This window comes from Pseudocolwellia agarivorans (assembly GCF_002000085.1).
GTDB lineage: Bacteria > Pseudomonadota > Gammaproteobacteria > Enterobacterales > Alteromonadaceae > Pseudocolwellia > Pseudocolwellia agarivorans.
This window is the reverse complement of sequence record NZ_MUZU01000014.1, coordinates 66,620-82,356: the sequence shown is the minus strand read 5'-3', so window position 1 is coordinate 82,356 and position 15,737 is coordinate 66,620. Positions and strand designations below refer to the sequence as shown.

Here is a 15,737-nt window from a genome sequence, read left to right as displayed (position 1 = left end):
CCGCTCGACTTGCATGTGTTAAGCCTGCCGCCAGCGTTCAATCTGAGCCATGATCAAACTCTTCAATTATAAATCGTTTGTGCATCTTGCGATGCTGCTCAATGAATACTGTCGTGTTACCTACATAAGTAGGTAACTACATAAAACGTACAACCTAATCAAAGATTAAATTATACTTTTTTGTGTGACATCAACATAAGCTGTTTTACGTCTTTCTTATTACCTAAGTAATAAAACCGACTATGTAAAATCAATCTTAATGTGAATGTTCACACAAATTGCATGATAACTAATTTTTAAAGAAAGGCTTCTTTTTATAAAAGAAGCAAGAGGTTAATCGCATTCGTTAAGCTCTTGTGCTGCAGGCCTTGCCTGAAGCGAGATGCGCATTCTACGCGTCTCAGTTTTGATGTCAACAACTTTTTGAAATTCTTTTTAAAAGATTTTAAAAGTTATCTTTTGTTTAATCGACCAATTAAGACTGACTAAACCTATCAAAACTCTCACTTCGCTGTCCTTATTAAGTGAACTAAGTATTTCCTATACTTACCTTCTCTGGGTTTCCCTGAAGAAGTGGAGCGCATTCTAACGATCTTTTTCATCCACGCAAGCTTTTTTTGTCCTTTTTTCTCTTTTTTTGTTTGTTTGGTGGTTTTGTGGGCACTTTGATGGCAATTCGTGCTATTAGCCCTTATAAATGGCCCTTCTAATAAGGATCCTTTGTAAACTTCTTCTTTTACTTCCCCGTATATGCAATTCTTTCTCCTTTACCTATTTAATTTAATTGAATAAAAATGACACTATATAGTTGCACATTAAAAAAAGCTGGGTAACATGGAATTGCTTTTATATTTTAAATAATAATAATTAGGTATTCATAATGAAATCTCCTCAAGTATCAACAGTAATTATCGCACTAGTTTTTGCCGGTTTAGCGTTTTTTCTTTTTAGTTTAATCGAACCAACTCAAACAAGTGTTGCCATTGCTATATTCATCGCTGCTTTTGTAGCACCTTTAATTGGTATTAATCATTCATCTGAAAGTTCAACTTCTGATGATGTTAAAACTCTTTATGTAGGAAACCTTCCTTATAGAGCAAATGAAGCATCTGTTAGAGAATTATTCTCTACTATAGGTCAAGTTCACTCAGTACGTTTAATGAAAGATAAACACACAGGTAAAAGACGTGGTTTCGGTTTTGTTGAAATGTCAGCTAATGATACAGATAAAGCTGTTGAAGCATTAAATGACAAAGAATTTCAGCAACGTACTTTAAAAGTTAGAGAAGCTAAAGAGCGTCCTGAAAAAGAAGCAGAGTAAAATTCAATTCGCCTACTTACCTCTATAAGTAAGTAGGCGAGTTTGTTAATTTATGTTTAACTATTATTATTGATGCGCCCTAGTGTCTTAATTTATTCTTTAAAAGTTCCCGAATATTTAAATAAATCACTTTCTATACGTTTCATTCCTATTTAAAGCTAGACAAAATACTCTCTCGCGCTAAAATCTGCGCTCATTTTAAAATCATCTTTAAAGGTATGCCATGTTTAGTCATATAAATCCAAGTAATTATCCTCAGCAATTAGAGGATAAAAAAAATGGCATAGCTTGTTTGTTTTCTAATTATGATTTACCTACTTTTGATATTTTTGAATCTGAACCAATAAATTATCGTTACAGAGCTGAGTTTAGGGTTTGGCACGAAGGTGATGAGCTTTATTACATTATGTTCGATAGTGAAACCAAGCAGAAATACAAAGTTGAATACTTCCCTGTAGCATCAAAGCTCATTAATAAGTGCATGTCACAATTGTTGGTTGAAATAAAAAACAATGAGCTATTAAGACAACGTTTATTTCAAGTTGATTTCTTATCAAGTAAAAGTGGTGAAGTACTCATTAGCCTTCTCTATCACAAACAGCTCAATGATGAATGGCAAGTTGAAGCAGAACAACTTATAGAAAAATTATCTATCATTGCTCCAGTGAATATTATTGGCCGAGCCAGAAAACAAAAAGTAGTACTTCACAAAGATTATTTGATGGAAAAACTCACCGTTGGCGATAAATCCTATGTTTATCATCAAGTCGAAAACAGTTTTACTCAACCCAATGCGTCAGTTAATGAAAAAATGTTGTTATGGGCCCAACAAGCAACTCTTAACTCTGGCGGAGACTTAATTGAACTTTATTGCGGCAATGGTAATTTTAGTATTGCTTTAGCGCAAAACTTCGATCGTGTATTAGGTACTGAAATAGCAAAGTCTTCCGTAAAGTCTGCACAGATAAATATTGCTGAAAACAACATTGATAATATTAATATTGTAAGAATGTCGAGTGAAGAATTTAGCCAAGCAATGAATGGCGAACGTAAGTTTAGGCGATTAGAAGGTTTCGATTTAACTGCTTATAATTACGACACGGTATTAGTAGATCCACCAAGAGCAGGATTAGATCCTGAAAGTCTTGAGTTGATTAGTCGATTTAATAAGATTATTTATATTTCATGTAACCCTCATACATTACATGAAAACTTATCTCACTTAGTTGAAACACATAAAATTGAACAGTTCGCTTTATTTGATCAATTTCCTTATACCGATCATGTAGAAACAGGTGTAATTCTTTCGAAGGTTTAGCTTTTATCGTTTTAACAAATCAACTCGGCCATTAAATTCAGTAGCTCCTTTAGCAATAAAACGTAGCTGCTGAATAGTTTGATTAGCCAGTTGCCCATAATCTTTAGCGTCAATATCTAGCGCATCAGAACCCGCACTGAATACAATCGTTACCGCTGCATTGGCTTGTAAATAAGCTACTTCGGCATCGAGTTGATTCGCTTGTTGTAGGTAATCGCATAATTCCATAGTGAAATAACGTATTTCTCTATTAACAGCTGCTCTAAAAGCCGGTGATGTACCAGAGCGTTCACGTAGTAGTAACCTAAAAATGTTGCCATTATTTTCAATAAATTCCATAAATGTAATAACAGAAATTTGAATAACAGAGCCCCCTTTTTCAATACGCTGACGAGCTTGTCGCATTAATTGTCTTAGGGTTAGGCCAGCTTCATCAACAAGTGTTAATCCCAACTCATCCATATCGGTAAAATGACGATAAAAAGATGTTGGTGCCAATCCAGCTTCTTTAGCGACTTCTCTCAAACTTAGACTTGAAAAGCTTTTCTCACTACTTAATTGCCCTAGAGCCGCATCAATTAATTGACGGCGAGTTTTTTCTTTTTGTTGGGCACGAATACCACTCATGTGTAAATAACCTAAAAATAGTGAGAGTTTTTAATTATAATACTATTAAACCTTATCTAATATACATATTCCACTTGACGAATGTTTAGTGATGAATAAAAATAGTGTACACGCGTACGCTGAAAATGCATTACAATTGCTTGGAACACTTCATGAATAAACCACCAATAATTTGGTTAAACGTCTCTGTCTTTATTATTACTTTTTTAATTGCAACAATTGCGGTGCCCTACAGAGCAATTACACATGGCTTCGATTCAACAGAAATCACATTAGCGATTCTTTGTTTTATTTATTGCGGAATGTCTATTACCGCAGGCTACCATAGATTATGGTCTCATAGGACTTATCAAGCTCATTGGAGTTTACGCCTGATTTTTGCAATAGGTGGAGCATTTGCCTTACAAAATAGTATTTTGCATTGGTCGTCGGATCATCGAGTACATCATAAACATGTAGATAATAATGATATAGATCCTTACTCTGCTAAAAAAGGGTTTTGGTATTCACACATGGGCTGGATGATAAGACGATACCACCCAGAACGCTACGCTGATTACACTAATGTACGCGATTTACAAAAAGATAAAATCGTGATGTGGCAGCATAAAAACTATCTGCTGCTGTCTATTATCACTAACTTTGGTATCCCTCTTATAATTGGTTTTATCCATGGTGATATTATAAATGCATTATTACTTATTGGTGTTTTACGATTAGTATTAAACCATCACACTACTTTTTTTATCAACTCGTTAGCTCATATATGGGGGAAACAAACTTACACTGATAAAAATACAGCGCGAGATAATGGCATTTTAGCTTTCTTTACTTTTGGTGAAGGCTACCATAATTATCATCATATCTTCGAGAATGACTATAGGAATGGTATCAGGTGGTGGGATTTTGATCCTACTAAGTGGTTAATCAAATTCAGTGAATATGTAGGTTTAGCTTCCAAATTACGAGAAACTCCAGAAGAAAAAATAGAAAAAGCTAGATTAGCTATGGTATTACAAAAAAGCCAACTAAAACTTAAATCTCACCCTGATGCTGAGCAACTACTCATAACATTGCAAAATGAATATGATTTACTAATATCAAAAATTAATGCATTTTACGAAGCAAGAAAAAAACTCATTGCAGCGCAACGAAGCAATTTAATTAAAAATGTTGAAGACTCTGAACTGTTTGCGCAATATAAAGAATTAAAAAAACATTTAGCCAAACAAAAACAAGATTGGCATGGTTTTTTAGCTGAACTAGCTTAAAAATAACACTTAGGGCTTGTTTAAGGAGGTTTCCTCTTAAGAACTCAAGCCCTATATGAGTCATTTTAACTAATAAGTACACAAGGAAACTAATGAGACTAGTATTTTTGTTACTTCTAAGTTTTCAGTCTGTTGCTAACAACATTGACAAACGCCCACATTATATTTTTTTAACGACTCCAGCAGAAACTCAACACAAAAAAATAGATCCGCCTCTATCTCAATGTGGTCGCCTAAGAGCCCAACATCTATCTACATTATTAAGTTACTCTAATATTCAAAGTGTTTATAGCACAACTAATTTAAGTGCGATGGAGACCGCTAATCCTATCGCTAAGAAAAATAAAATCCCTGTAAAAATATTCATTGATAATCTACTTGATAGTTTAGCTATAACGGTAATAAAGGAAGATAAAAATGTATTAATTGTCGCTAATAACGATAAAATTAGATTTCTTGTTGAATTTATTAGCCAACAGGAATTATCAAAATCACAAGAACATAATCAGCACCTCTTATATCAAATAACTCTCTTAGACGGTCACAAAATTCTCACGGTATTAAAACAACCTTTAAAATGCTAAAAGGCTTTATCTAAATAGTAGTTTTTACTTACCATTATTTATTGTATAGATAGTTTTATGTTACGCTTTAGCAAAGCCTAATTAGATTATAATCCTTTGAAATTTATCTCATCTTTAAAGTATATTCTCCACTCCGCATTTTATGGAGTAGTGATTGCTATTGCCCTTATTTTATTGTTTCCTCATTTACGTGATACCACATTTTCAGGTATCGAATTATTTAATCCTCCGGATCCTATTATCCAGCCATTGTCTTATGCTAAAGCAGTTCAAAATGCGGGGCCGGCTGTTGTAAACATTTATTCAGAAGAAATTCAAACATCTCAAGGTTATGGGCGAAAAAGCTCAAGAAGCATTAGTTTAGGCTCTGGCGTTATTATGGATAGTGCCGGTTATATTCTTACTAACTACCACGTTGTGCAAAACGCTAATTCAATCATTGTATTATTACAAACAGGACAATCATTATCAGCCGAGCTTATTGGCTTTGATATTTTTACCGATTTGGCTGTATTAAAAGTAAATGCAATAAATCTACCCGTAATTCCACAGCGTGAAGGACTTATTTCGCGAGCAGGTGATGTGGTTTTAGCTATTGGTAATCCTCTAAATTTGGGACAAACCATTACACAAGGTATTATTAGTGCAACAGGAAGAACAGGTGGCGGCTTAAGTATTACAAGTTATTTAGAGTTTTTACAAATGGATGCAGCCATAAATGACGGTAATTCTGGTGGAGCGTTAATTAATACCAACGGTGAATTAGTGGGTATTAATTCACGCAAGTTTATTGATGATAAGCATAATATTCAGGGAATATTCTTTGCTGTACCCTATAAATTAGCGCATAAGGTTATGCAAAAAATTATAGCTACAGGTACTGTAACTCGGGGTTGGTTAGGTGTTTCAACAAACTCAAGTAGAGCAGGAGGTAAAGGAATTGTTATTGACGCAGTAGAGTCAAACAGCCCTGCTCAAAAAGCAGGTTTACAAGTGGGAGACGCTATTTACCAAATTGATGATGAAACCATCATCTCGGTTGCACAAGCTTTAGATTTAGTGGCAGAAACATCTCCAGGAGATACATTAGTATTTAAAATATTTCGTAAAAACAAATTATTAGAAGTATCGATTATGATCGAAGAGAAAATAGCAGATTAAATCTATTTTATAATGTCATTCCACTTAAATTCATAAGTGGAATGACATGACAATACTACTTATTAAACACGGATCCGTTTAATATCTGCACCTAGCTTTGTTAGCTTGTCTTCAATATGTTGATAACCGCGATCGATATGATAAATTCTATCAACTTGCGTTTCAGTCGTAGCAACTAATCCAGCAATAACTAAACTTGCTGATGCTCTTAAATCAGTAGCCATAACTTGCGCGCCCGTTAAAGTATCAACTCCACGACTAATAGCAACATTACCTTCTAAAGAAATGTCTGCTCCCATCCTTTGTAATTCAGGAACATGCATAAAACGATTTTCAAAAATAGTTTCAGTGGTTGTTGCCATACCTTCAGCAATAACGTTTAAGGTAACAAACTGTGCCTGCATATCCGTAGGAAATGCAGGATGAGGCGCTGTGCGAATATTGACCGCTTTCGGTCTTTTATCCATAGTTAACTCAATCCAATTAACACCCGTTTCAATTAATGCGCCAGCTTCTTGCAATTTACTAAGTACTGCATCTAATGCTTTAGGATCTGTGTTCAAGCACTTTACTTTACCTTGCGTTACAGCTGCTGCAACAAGAAACGTTCCCGTTTCAATACGGTCTGGCATAACTGAATAGGACGAACCTTTTAGTTCAGAAACACCTTCAATAGTTAGCGTGTCTGTACCAGCTCCCATCACTTTGCCGCCCATTGAATTTAAACAATTGGCTAAATCAACAATTTCAGGTTCTCTTGCTGCATTCTCAATAATAGTTATTCCATCAGCTAATGCTGCTGCCATCATTAAGTTTTCAGTACCTGTAACACTGACGGTATCCATAAATATGGTAGCACCTGATAAACGCCCTGTATTTTTAGCATTGATGTAACCATTCTCTACATTAATGTCGGCTCCCATCAGTTTTAAGCCATGAATATGTAAATTAATGGGTCTAGCACCTATCGCGCAACCACCCGGTAAAGAAACTTCAGCATGGCCAAATCGAGCAAGTAAAGGACCAAGCACTAAAATAGAAGCTCTCATGGTTTTTACTAATTCATAAGAAGCTTTACAGTGATCAATAGTACTTGCATCAATCGTTATCGAATTATCGCTGACCCATTGAGCTTTTGCACCTAATTGATTAATCAATTTAATCGTTGTTTCAATATCGTTCAATTTTGGAACATTATGAAAAGTTGTAGGTGTTTTTGACAGTAATGCTGACATTAAAATAGGTAATGCTGCATTCTTAGCGCCGGAAATAATGACTTCACCGCGTAGTGGATTACCACCGTTTATTTTAAATGCGTCCAATATTTTCTTCTTTTAATATTAAATTTATAGAGGGAGGTTGAACATTTTTTCACGCTTCCATTCGGTCGTGGTAAATGTTTTTATGGTTACTGCGTGTATAGCACCTTCTTTAATTGCATTAGATAAAGGCGAATAAATAGTTTGTTGTTTTTTGACTCGGCTTAATTCACCAAGAAAATCAGCAACCGCAATAACTTTACATTGAGAGCCGTCAAATTTCACATGAAGTTCATCAAGTTTAACGGCATCATTAATTAATTTTTCTATATCTGAGTTTTCCACAGGACTGCCTTAAGTATGTAACTAACATAGTGTTAGGTGCATTTTTATTAAATTTTGGTTGGAAGGAATAAATCAACCGCGCTTAGTTTTGCTAATTTTAACAAATCTTGCGGTATATTGTGAAAACTTATTTCAGACTTTGTTTTTCTTGCTTCTTCTACTAAACGTAAAAGCCAAGCAAGGCCCGCGGTATCTGCTTTAACAACACCGGCTAAGTCAATAACTAAGCTTTTATTATGAAATGCATTTATCGTTTTATTTTCGAAATCAATATCAATAGTATTCATTGATAACTCGCCTTGAAAAGAGGCTATATCTTGTTCATACGACCAATTAATTATTGCCATTAATTACTACCATCTTTAAAAACAATATCTTTGCTGCTTTTTTCTTTCAACATTTCCGTCACGTGAGGTAAGCCTTTTTGACGAATAATGCTAGAAAGTTCAGCCTGCTTACTATCTAGTAAGCTAACACCTTCGGCAACCATGTCGTATGCTTTCCATTCATTCGTTTTCTTATTTTTACGTACACGAAATGAAATATTAATAGGATCTCGGCCTGGCTCGAGAACGGCTGTATTTACAGAAACTATTTTTTCATTTGTTAATGTTTTAGGTGGTTCAAAAGTGACTTTCTGCTGTTTATACAAAGTAAAAACTTGCGCATATGAAGCAATTAAGTAATCTCTAAAAACAGGCACGAATGCCTTACGCTCTTTATCTGTTGTTTGTTTAAAGTTTTGAGCGCCAATAACTTTATATGCCGAGTATTTGTAATCAATATATGGCATTAGCTCTTCACTCACTATAGTTTTTAGTAAGTTGGGCGTTTCTTGAATAGCCGACTGCTCATTAGCAAAGCGTTTAAATGTTTTTTTAGCAACTTTTTCTATCATCAAATACGGATCTTTTTTATCTATGCGTCCAGTTGATGCTGGTTGACTATAAATTGTTGTTAGTTCTTGAGGCAAAGATAGTGTTTCTTTCGCCATCAAAGATGTTGTAATTGATAAAGGTAATACTGTTAATAATATTTTAATCATAATAAACCTACCTTAATTAAGGTTAATCATTTCCTTGGCTAAATAAGAACTGCCCAATAAGCTCTTCAAGTACTAAAGCAGGCTTAGTATCTTCAATAAAATCGCCTGATTGTAATGTACCTACTGATTCGTCCATAAACCCAGGCAATAGCCCAATATATTGTTCACCTAATAAACCAGCGGTTAAAATAGAGACTGAAGTTGCTTCAGAAAAATTGTTATATTGAACATCAATATCTAACGTAACAACTGGAGTATAATCTTGTGCATCTAAAGCAATATTACTCACGCGCCCAACAAGTACACCACCTACTTTTATCGGTGAACGAACTTTTAAACCACCTATATTGTCAAACTTGGCATACAGTTGATATGTTTCCCCACTGCCGGAAATACCGCTATCTGCAACCTTTAATGACAACATCAATAAAGCCGCAATACCCAGAGCTGCGAAAAGCCCAACCATTAATTCAATTTTTTTAGACAACATGCCTTTCACCAACCAATAATAAAATTTAAATACGTTATGAATACTAGATAAAATTACTTAGTAAACATTAATGCGGTTAATACAAAATCTAACGCTAAAACAAGTAATGATGACTGCACAACGGTTTGAGTTGTCGCCTTAGCTATACCTTCTGACGTAGGTATACATTCATACCCTTTATAAACAGCAATCCATGTTACAACAAAAGCAAAACATAAACTTTTTATAACTCCATTCATAATGTCTTTACTAAAATCCACTTGCGATTGCATAACAGACCAAAAGGTACCGCCATCGACACCAAGCCAATCAACACCTACAAGGTGTGCACCTAAAATACCTACAGCTGAAAAAATAGCGGCTAATAAAGGTAAACTAATAAAACCAGCCCAAAATCTAGGTGCTATCACTCGTCTTAAAGGGTCTATAGCCATCATTTCTAAACTAGAAAGCTGCTCTGTTGCTTTCATCAGACCTATTTCTGCGGTTAAAGCAGAACCTGCTCTACCTGCGAATAAAAGCGCTGCTACTACAGGCCCTAATTCTCTTAATAAAGATAATGCTACCATAGGACCCAAGCTAGCTTCAGCACCATAACCTACAAGTATGGTGTAACCTTGTAAGGCGAGCACCATACCAATAAATAAACCTGACACCATCACAATAATTAATGATTGTACACCTACTGCATAGAGCTGATTAATTAATAATGGTGTTCCCTTTCTAACATTAGGAATATGAACCAAAGCTGAACCAAGCAACATAATGGCTTTACCCAAGCCAATTAATCGATTGATCACTTTGCGACCTAATAATTGAATAAAGTTCATTTTCAAGCTCCCTTACCTATTAATTCATCGTGGTAAGAAGGGGCAGCATAATGAAATGGAACAGGTCCGTCAGACTCACCTTTAATAAACTGTTGAACTAAAGGAGACGTTTGCGCTGATATTTCTTCAGGTGTTCCTTGCCCAATAATTTTTTGTTCTGCAATAATATAAATATAATCCGCAATACTCATCACTTCAGGTACATCATGTGAAACAACTACAGAAGTTAGCCCTAATGCATCATTTAAAGCGCTAATTAATCGAACAATAACGCCCATAGAGATAGGGTCTTGCCCAGCAAAAGGTTCATCATAAAGTATTAATTCTGGATCTAGTGCTATAGCGCGTGCTAAAGCAGCTCTTCTAGCCATACCGCCTGATAATTCGTTAGGGTTTAAATGACGAGCACCGCGTAAGCCAACTGCCTCTAACTTCATTAATACTATTTTTTCGATCAGTTTTTCAGATAAACTGGTGTGTTCACGAATAGGGAAAGCGATATTGTCGTACACGGACATATCGGTAAAAAGTGCACCACTTTGAAAAAGCATACTCATACTTTTGCGTAGTTCGTATAAATCATTACGACCCAGTGTAGGGATATCTTGCCCCTTGAATATAATACTGCCTGATTGTGGTTTTAACTGTCCGCCAATCAATCTTAATAAGGTCGTTTTACCAATTCCACTTGGCCCCATGATAGCCGTTACTTTTCCTTTAGGAATAGATAAACTAATGTCATCGTAAATAACACGTTCATCGCGCCTAAAAGACATATTTTTAATATCAACAAGATTATCTGGCATATTATTAAAGGACATCACTGTAAATTAGTTTAAGTACGAAAGAATTCTAACCCAGCACGCTAAATACTTCATTAGAAATTAGTGATTAAATGTGTTCAAAGAACGTTAGGAAACGTCCATAAGTGTAAAAAATTGTAAGAACCTCTTAGCTGAATTTTTAAATACATCGATTGTTTACATCGTATTCATTAGTATTTGGTTAAAAATTGATTAATCAATGAGCATAATTAAAATTTTTCTATCGGTTTTGATAAAACTTCTTTTTATTTTGTCCTCAACCAGCGACAATTTACCTTAACTGATAGGAGTCGTTAATGTTCATTCAAGTTTTAATTTTACTAGTAGCACTTGTTGTATTGGTATGGAGTGCAGATAAATTTGTATTTGGTGCTTCTTCACTTGCGAGAAATTTAGGAATTTCTCCAATGATAATAGGATTAACTATCGTTGCTATGGGATCATCAGCTCCAGAAATGATGGTTGCCGCCACAGCATCACTTCAAGGTAATCCCAATACAGCCATTGGTAATGCTATAGGCTCTAATATAACTAATATCGCCCTTGTTTTAGGTATCACGGCACTACTCCAACCATTAACCGTCTCTTCAAGTACCGTAAAACGTGAAATTCCACTTATTCTAGCGGTTACAGCATTAGCCTATTGGATGCTGGCAGATTATCACTTTAGCTTTATTGAAGGCTTAATTCTTATTATTGGTTTTTTCGCCTATATTATTACACTACTTGTTATTACATTAAGAAGAGCTAAAACAGCTCCTGTAGATGACCCTTTAATTTTAGGCGCTGAAAGCGATGTTCCTGATCCAGTAAGTACCGGGATGTCGGTACTTTGGTTGATTATTGGAATAATATTACTTCCTGTAAGTGCTTCTTATTTAATAGATTCTGCTGAATTTATTGCACGCTCTTTTGGCATAAGTGACTTAGTTATTGGTTTAACAATTGTTGCAATAGGTACAAGCTTACCTGAGCTTGCTGCGAGTATTGCTAGTATCGTTAAAAAAGAAGATGATTTAGCTTTAGGTAATATTATAGGATCCAATATATTTAACATATTGGCGGTATTATCATTAACCGGATTGATAGCTCCGGGTGATATTGATGAAAAAGCAGCAACGCGTGATGCACCTATTATGTTAGGAGTTACGTTACTGCTCTTTGTTATTTGTTTTACTCGTAAATTAGGTAATTTCAGAATAACACGTCTCAAAGGCTTACTTTTACTGGGTATTTTTATTGCGTATCAAATATTACTTTTCTCGCCATTAAAATAAAATTAACGAGATCATTTCCATGAAACAATTTAAACAACTGGCTCTCAATGTTATTGATATTGAAAAACAAGCCATCGAAGATATTAAACAATATATAAACGATGATTTTGAATTAGCTTGTCAGTTAATGTTTAACTGTACAGGACGAGTTATTGTTATTGGTATGGGAAAGTCTGGCCATATTGGTGGAAAAATAGCCGCCACATTAGCCAGTACAGGAACACCCGCTTTTTTTGTTCATCCTGGTGAAGCAAGTCATGGTGATTTAGGTATGATCAGGCAAGATGATGTAGTGCTAACCATATCTAACTCAGGTGAAACCGCTGAAGTTTTATCCATAGTGCCTGTAATTAAACGTATGGGCAGCAAATTAATTGCCATGACCGGCAATGCAAATTCAACGTTAGCGGATATAGCTGACACACACATTTGCATTAAAGTTTCTCAAGAAGCTTGTCCTTTAGGATTAACGCCCACATCAAGTACCACTGCCACTTTAGTAATGGGCGATGCTTTAGCTGTAGCCTTACTTAACGCGAGAGGTTTTACTGCTGACGATTTCGCATTGTCCCATCCTGGGGGCAGTTTAGGTAAAAGATTATTACTAAGATTATCTGACGTAATGCATAGCAATGAGCGAGTTCCGGTCGTACAAAGCACTGCAAAAATTAAAGATGCACTCGTTGAAATGTCGTTAAAGGGTTTAGGTATGACGGCTATTGTTGATAACAACAAGCTGGTTGGCTTATTTACTGACGGCGATTTACGTAGAATATTAGATCAAAAAGTAGATATTCATCAAGACGATATTACCAGTGTAATGACGAAGAATCCGACAGTAGCCCCTGCTGATATGTTAGCCGCTGAAGCATTAAAAGTAATGGAAGACAAAAAGATTAATGGTCTTATCATTGTTAATGAGCATAATACCCCTATAGGTGCGATGAATATGCATGACCTTCTAAAATCAGGGATCATTTAAATGAATACACTTTACGGCAATGTCGAACAAGCGGTTCTAGACAAAGCTAAACACATAAAACTCTTTATTTGTGATATCGACGGCGTATTTTCAGATGGCCGAATATATTTAGGAAACAATGGCGAAGAGCTCAAAGCTTTTCATACAAAAGACGGCTACGGCATAAAAGCATTAGGTGCAAGTGGTGTTGATGTTGCCGTAATTACTGGCCGACAATCAAATATAGTAAAAACAAGAATGACAGCTCTCAATGTAAAACATATTGTTCAAGGCCAAGAAAATAAGCTGCCTGCATTAAAAGAAATACTAGCTCAAATCAATTGTTCTCCGGAGCAGGTCGCCTATATTGGTGACGATATGCCTGATTATGAATGTATGGCTTATGTTGGCTTAAGTATTGCGGTAAACGATGCTCACCCTCAAATATTACAACTTGCCAATTATATAACCTTTACTAAAGGTGGCTTTGGCGCTGTTCGTGAAGTATGTGATTTAATAATGCAAACTCAAAAAACACTTGAACATGCTACTGGCGCAAGTATATGACACGGCTTTATAGCTTAGCTTTCTTTGCTTTATTACTCGCTGGCATAGCCTATGGCTTAGTGGAGTGGTTACAATCAAAAGAGCAAATAACAGAAAGTGTTGATACAGAATTAACACCAGATTTTATTGCTGAATCTTTAAAAAGTAATACCTTCAATAATAAAGGCGGATTGACTCATATAATAGATGCCCAGAGAATGGAACACTATTCAGATATAGAAGTCACTCACTTTGAATTTCCGAGCTTAACTTTATATCCAGAAAATAAAAATGTTCCATGGAAAATAAGCTCAAAAGAAGGCACACTGTTTAAAAATAACCGCGTAAGTTTAAAAAACAGAGTAAAGTTAGAGACAACAGATCCTGAGAGCTTAATACAAGAAATTCATGGTAAATCCATTGAATTAGATTTAAATACAAATATTCTTAGTTCCGAGCAAGCTATAGTCGTTTTAGGTAACGGCTTTACTATGTATGGCTCTGGACTCATTGTTAATATAAACACCAAACAGATGACACTGACCGAACATGTGCAAACAATTTACAAAAAAATTAAAAAATAGCTTATTACTGCTTTTACTATCGTCATTAGCAAGCACCAGTGCTTTAGCTAAAAAAGTCGATCTAAATCAAGAGTTAAGCATTGATGCCAGCAGACAATCGGCTGATCTTAAAAACAAAATATTTAGCTATATTGATAATGTGGTTATTCAACAAGGCACATTGATCATCAAGGCTGACCTAGTACAAGTTATTACAGATGCAAATACAGGTGAAAAAACCTATATAGCTAAAGGCAAACCAGCAACATTTGAGCAAACACTTGAAGACGGTAAACCTATTAACCTACAAGCTAACGAGATCAGATACGAGCCCTCATTAAATACCGTAACTATCTCCGGACAAGCACTACTTAAACAGGATGGCAGTGAAGTAAGCGGCAGTAAAATAACCTATAACTCAGAAACAGAATACGTTAACGCCGAAAGTAATGAAAACGATAAAGTAAAAACGGTTATTCAACCCAAAGAAAAATCAAAACCCACTTTATCTCAGGACATTCAATAACTCATGACTACTTCAACGTTATTAGCGCAGGGCCTAGCTAAGTCCTACAAAGGTCGTAAAGTTGTAAAAAATGTAGGTCTTAAAGTCAACGCAGGGCAAATAGTAGGCTTATTGGGTCCTAATGGCGCAGGTAAAACCACGTCTTTTTATATGATTGTAGGCCTTGTTCCTAACGATGAAGGCTCTATTATTCTTAACGACGAAGACGTAACGCTATTACCTATGCATGAACGTGCTAGAAAAGGTATTGGGTATTTACCACAAGAAGCTTCAATTTTTAGAAAGCTAAGCGTATACGATAACATTATGGCCATATTACAAACCCAAAAAGGTTTAAATGATATTGAACGAGAAGAAAAATTAGAACACTTACTAGAAGAATTTAATATTGGCCATATTAAAGATAATTTGGGTATGAGTTTATCTGGCGGAGAACGTAGAAGAGTTGAAATAGCTAGAGCGCTCGCCGCCGATCCAAAATTTATATTGTTAGATGAGCCCTTTGCTGGCGTAGACCCTATATCCGTAGGCGACATAAAAAAAATTATTATCCACTTAAAGCAACGTGGTATAGGTATATTAATTACAGACCATAACGTTCGAGAAACACTCGATGTTTGCGAGCACGCGTATATTGTAAGTCATGGTGAGTTGATCGCTGAAGGTACCTCTGAAGAAATACTTTCCAATCAACATGTAAGAGATGTATACCTTGGTGAACAATTTACGCTATAGTTATCTATAAGCAGTCAACAATATTTATATTGTTTTATCGTTTTGTATTATTAA

General features: G+C 35.3%; 19 protein-coding genes and 1 rRNA gene. 11 read left to right on the top strand and 9 right to left on the bottom strand.

Annotation, left to right across the window (positions count from 1 at the left end; all coding sequences use genetic code 11):
• A 16S ribosomal RNA gene (locus tag B0X80_RS17755) occupies window positions 1-69 on the bottom strand; the annotation flags it as partial.
• Between the two features lie 811 nt (window positions 70-880).
• On the opposite strand from B0X80_RS17755, the gene B0X80_RS17750 reads away from it, so the two are divergent.
• Together B0X80_RS17750 and trmA are read left to right on the top strand one after the other, a co-directional pair.
• A complete protein-coding gene (locus B0X80_RS17750; RefSeq protein WP_077342730.1) occupies window positions 881-1,321 on the top strand; it encodes an RNA recognition motif domain-containing protein in 441 nt (146 codons plus the stop codon).
• 223 nt (window positions 1,322-1,544) lie between these two features.
• Complete coding sequence (trmA, locus tag B0X80_RS17745) at window positions 1,545-2,639, top strand: tRNA (uridine(54)-C5)-methyltransferase TrmA (protein ID WP_077342728.1); 1,095 nt, start codon at window positions 1,545-1,547, stop codon at window positions 2,637-2,639.
• 3 nt (window positions 2,640-2,642) lie between these two features.
• Here the strand turns inward: trmA and fabR are convergent, their stop codons facing one another.
• The gene (gene fabR, locus B0X80_RS17740) at window positions 2,643-3,266 is read right to left on the bottom strand and encodes an HTH-type transcriptional repressor FabR (RefSeq protein WP_076420104.1); all 624 of its coding nucleotides are present in this window, start codon (window positions 3,264-3,266) and stop codon (window positions 2,643-2,645) included.
• Window positions 3,267-3,418: 152 nt separating this feature from the next.
• On the opposite strand from fabR, the gene B0X80_RS17735 reads away from it, so the two are divergent.
• From B0X80_RS17735 to B0X80_RS17725, 3 genes are all read left to right on the top strand, one after another.
• On the top strand, window positions 3,419-4,537 hold the full coding sequence (locus B0X80_RS17735) for an acyl-CoA desaturase (RefSeq protein WP_077342726.1): 1,119 nt from the start codon (window positions 3,419-3,421) through the stop codon (window positions 4,535-4,537).
• A gap of 92 nt (window positions 4,538-4,629) precedes the next feature.
• Window positions 4,630-5,121, top strand: a complete 492-nt coding sequence (locus tag B0X80_RS17730) for a histidine phosphatase family protein (RefSeq protein WP_077342724.1) — start codon at window positions 4,630-4,632, stop codon at window positions 5,119-5,121.
• 150 nt (window positions 5,122-5,271) lie between these two features.
• Window positions 5,272-6,282 (top strand): trypsin-like peptidase domain-containing protein, encoded by a 1,011-nt coding sequence (locus B0X80_RS17725; protein ID WP_245825494.1) that lies wholly within the window; start codon window positions 5,272-5,274, stop codon window positions 6,280-6,282.
• 62 nt (window positions 6,283-6,344) lie between these two features.
• On the opposite strand, the gene murA is transcribed toward B0X80_RS17725, so the two are convergent.
• Genes murA through mlaF form a run of 7 tightly spaced genes read right to left on the bottom strand, consistent with a single transcriptional unit; the run spans window position 6,345 to window position 11,057 of the window.
• On the bottom strand, window positions 6,345-7,604 hold the full coding sequence (gene murA / locus B0X80_RS17720) for a UDP-N-acetylglucosamine 1-carboxyvinyltransferase (RefSeq protein WP_077342720.1): 1,260 nt from the start codon (window positions 7,602-7,604) through the stop codon (window positions 6,345-6,347).
• A 24-nt stretch (window positions 7,605-7,628) separates the two neighbouring features.
• Entirely contained in the window at window positions 7,629-7,886 is a 258-nt protein-coding gene (locus B0X80_RS17715; protein WP_076420108.1) for a BolA family protein, read from the bottom strand.
• A gap of 47 nt (window positions 7,887-7,933) precedes the next feature.
• On the bottom strand, window positions 7,934-8,233 hold the full coding sequence (locus tag B0X80_RS17710; protein ID WP_076420109.1) for an STAS domain-containing protein: 300 nt from the start codon (window positions 8,231-8,233) through the stop codon (window positions 7,934-7,936).
• Window positions 8,233-8,931 (bottom strand): MlaC/ttg2D family ABC transporter substrate-binding protein, encoded by a 699-nt coding sequence (locus tag B0X80_RS17705; protein ID WP_077342718.1) that lies wholly within the window; start codon window positions 8,929-8,931, stop codon window positions 8,233-8,235. The genes B0X80_RS17710 and B0X80_RS17705 overlap by 1 nt, the downstream gene beginning before the upstream one ends.
• A 22-nt stretch (window positions 8,932-8,953) precedes the next feature.
• Window positions 8,954-9,421 (bottom strand): outer membrane lipid asymmetry maintenance protein MlaD, encoded by a 468-nt coding sequence (gene mlaD / locus B0X80_RS17700; RefSeq protein ID WP_077342716.1) that lies wholly within the window; start codon window positions 9,419-9,421, stop codon window positions 8,954-8,956.
• Between the two features lie 53 nt (window positions 9,422-9,474).
• Complete coding sequence (gene mlaE / locus B0X80_RS17695; protein WP_076420111.1) at window positions 9,475-10,251, bottom strand: lipid asymmetry maintenance ABC transporter permease subunit MlaE; 777 nt, start codon at window positions 10,249-10,251, stop codon at window positions 9,475-9,477.
• A gap of 2 nt (window positions 10,252-10,253) precedes the next feature.
• Entirely contained in the window at window positions 10,254-11,057 is an 804-nt protein-coding gene (gene mlaF / locus B0X80_RS17690; RefSeq protein ID WP_077342714.1) for a phospholipid ABC transporter ATP-binding protein MlaF, read from the bottom strand.
• A 314-nt stretch (window positions 11,058-11,371) separates the two neighbouring features.
• On the opposite strand from mlaF, the gene B0X80_RS17685 reads away from it, so the two are divergent.
• The 6 genes from B0X80_RS17685 to lptB are packed head-to-tail and all read left to right on the top strand — an operon-like array spanning window position 11,372 to window position 15,683.
• Window positions 11,372-12,352 carry a calcium/sodium antiporter gene (locus B0X80_RS17685; protein ID WP_077342712.1) on the top strand — a complete coding sequence of 327 codons (981 nt, stop codon included), beginning with the start codon at window positions 11,372-11,374 and terminating at the stop codon, window positions 12,350-12,352.
• Window positions 12,353-12,371: 19 nt separating this feature from the next.
• Window positions 12,372-13,334 carry a KpsF/GutQ family sugar-phosphate isomerase gene (locus B0X80_RS17680; RefSeq protein ID WP_077342710.1) on the top strand — a complete coding sequence of 321 codons (963 nt, stop codon included), beginning with the start codon at window positions 12,372-12,374 and terminating at the stop codon, window positions 13,332-13,334.
• Window positions 13,335-13,880, top strand: a complete 546-nt coding sequence (gene kdsC / locus B0X80_RS17675; protein ID WP_077342708.1) for a 3-deoxy-manno-octulosonate-8-phosphatase KdsC — start codon at window positions 13,335-13,337, stop codon at window positions 13,878-13,880.
• Window positions 13,877-14,443, top strand: a complete 567-nt coding sequence (lptC, locus tag B0X80_RS17670; protein ID WP_077342706.1) for an LPS export ABC transporter periplasmic protein LptC — start codon at window positions 13,877-13,879, stop codon at window positions 14,441-14,443. The genes kdsC and lptC overlap by 4 nt, the downstream gene beginning before the upstream one ends.
• On the top strand, window positions 14,409-14,948 hold the full coding sequence (gene lptA, locus B0X80_RS17665; protein WP_077342704.1) for a lipopolysaccharide transport periplasmic protein LptA: 540 nt from the start codon (window positions 14,409-14,411) through the stop codon (window positions 14,946-14,948). Before lptC ends, lptA begins: the two co-directional genes overlap by 35 nt.
• 3 nt (window positions 14,949-14,951) lie before the next feature.
• The gene (gene lptB / locus B0X80_RS17660) at window positions 14,952-15,683 is read left to right on the top strand and encodes an LPS export ABC transporter ATP-binding protein (protein ID WP_077342701.1); all 732 of its coding nucleotides are present in this window, start codon (window positions 14,952-14,954) and stop codon (window positions 15,681-15,683) included.
• The last annotated feature ends 54 nt before the right edge of the window (window positions 15,684-15,737 follow it).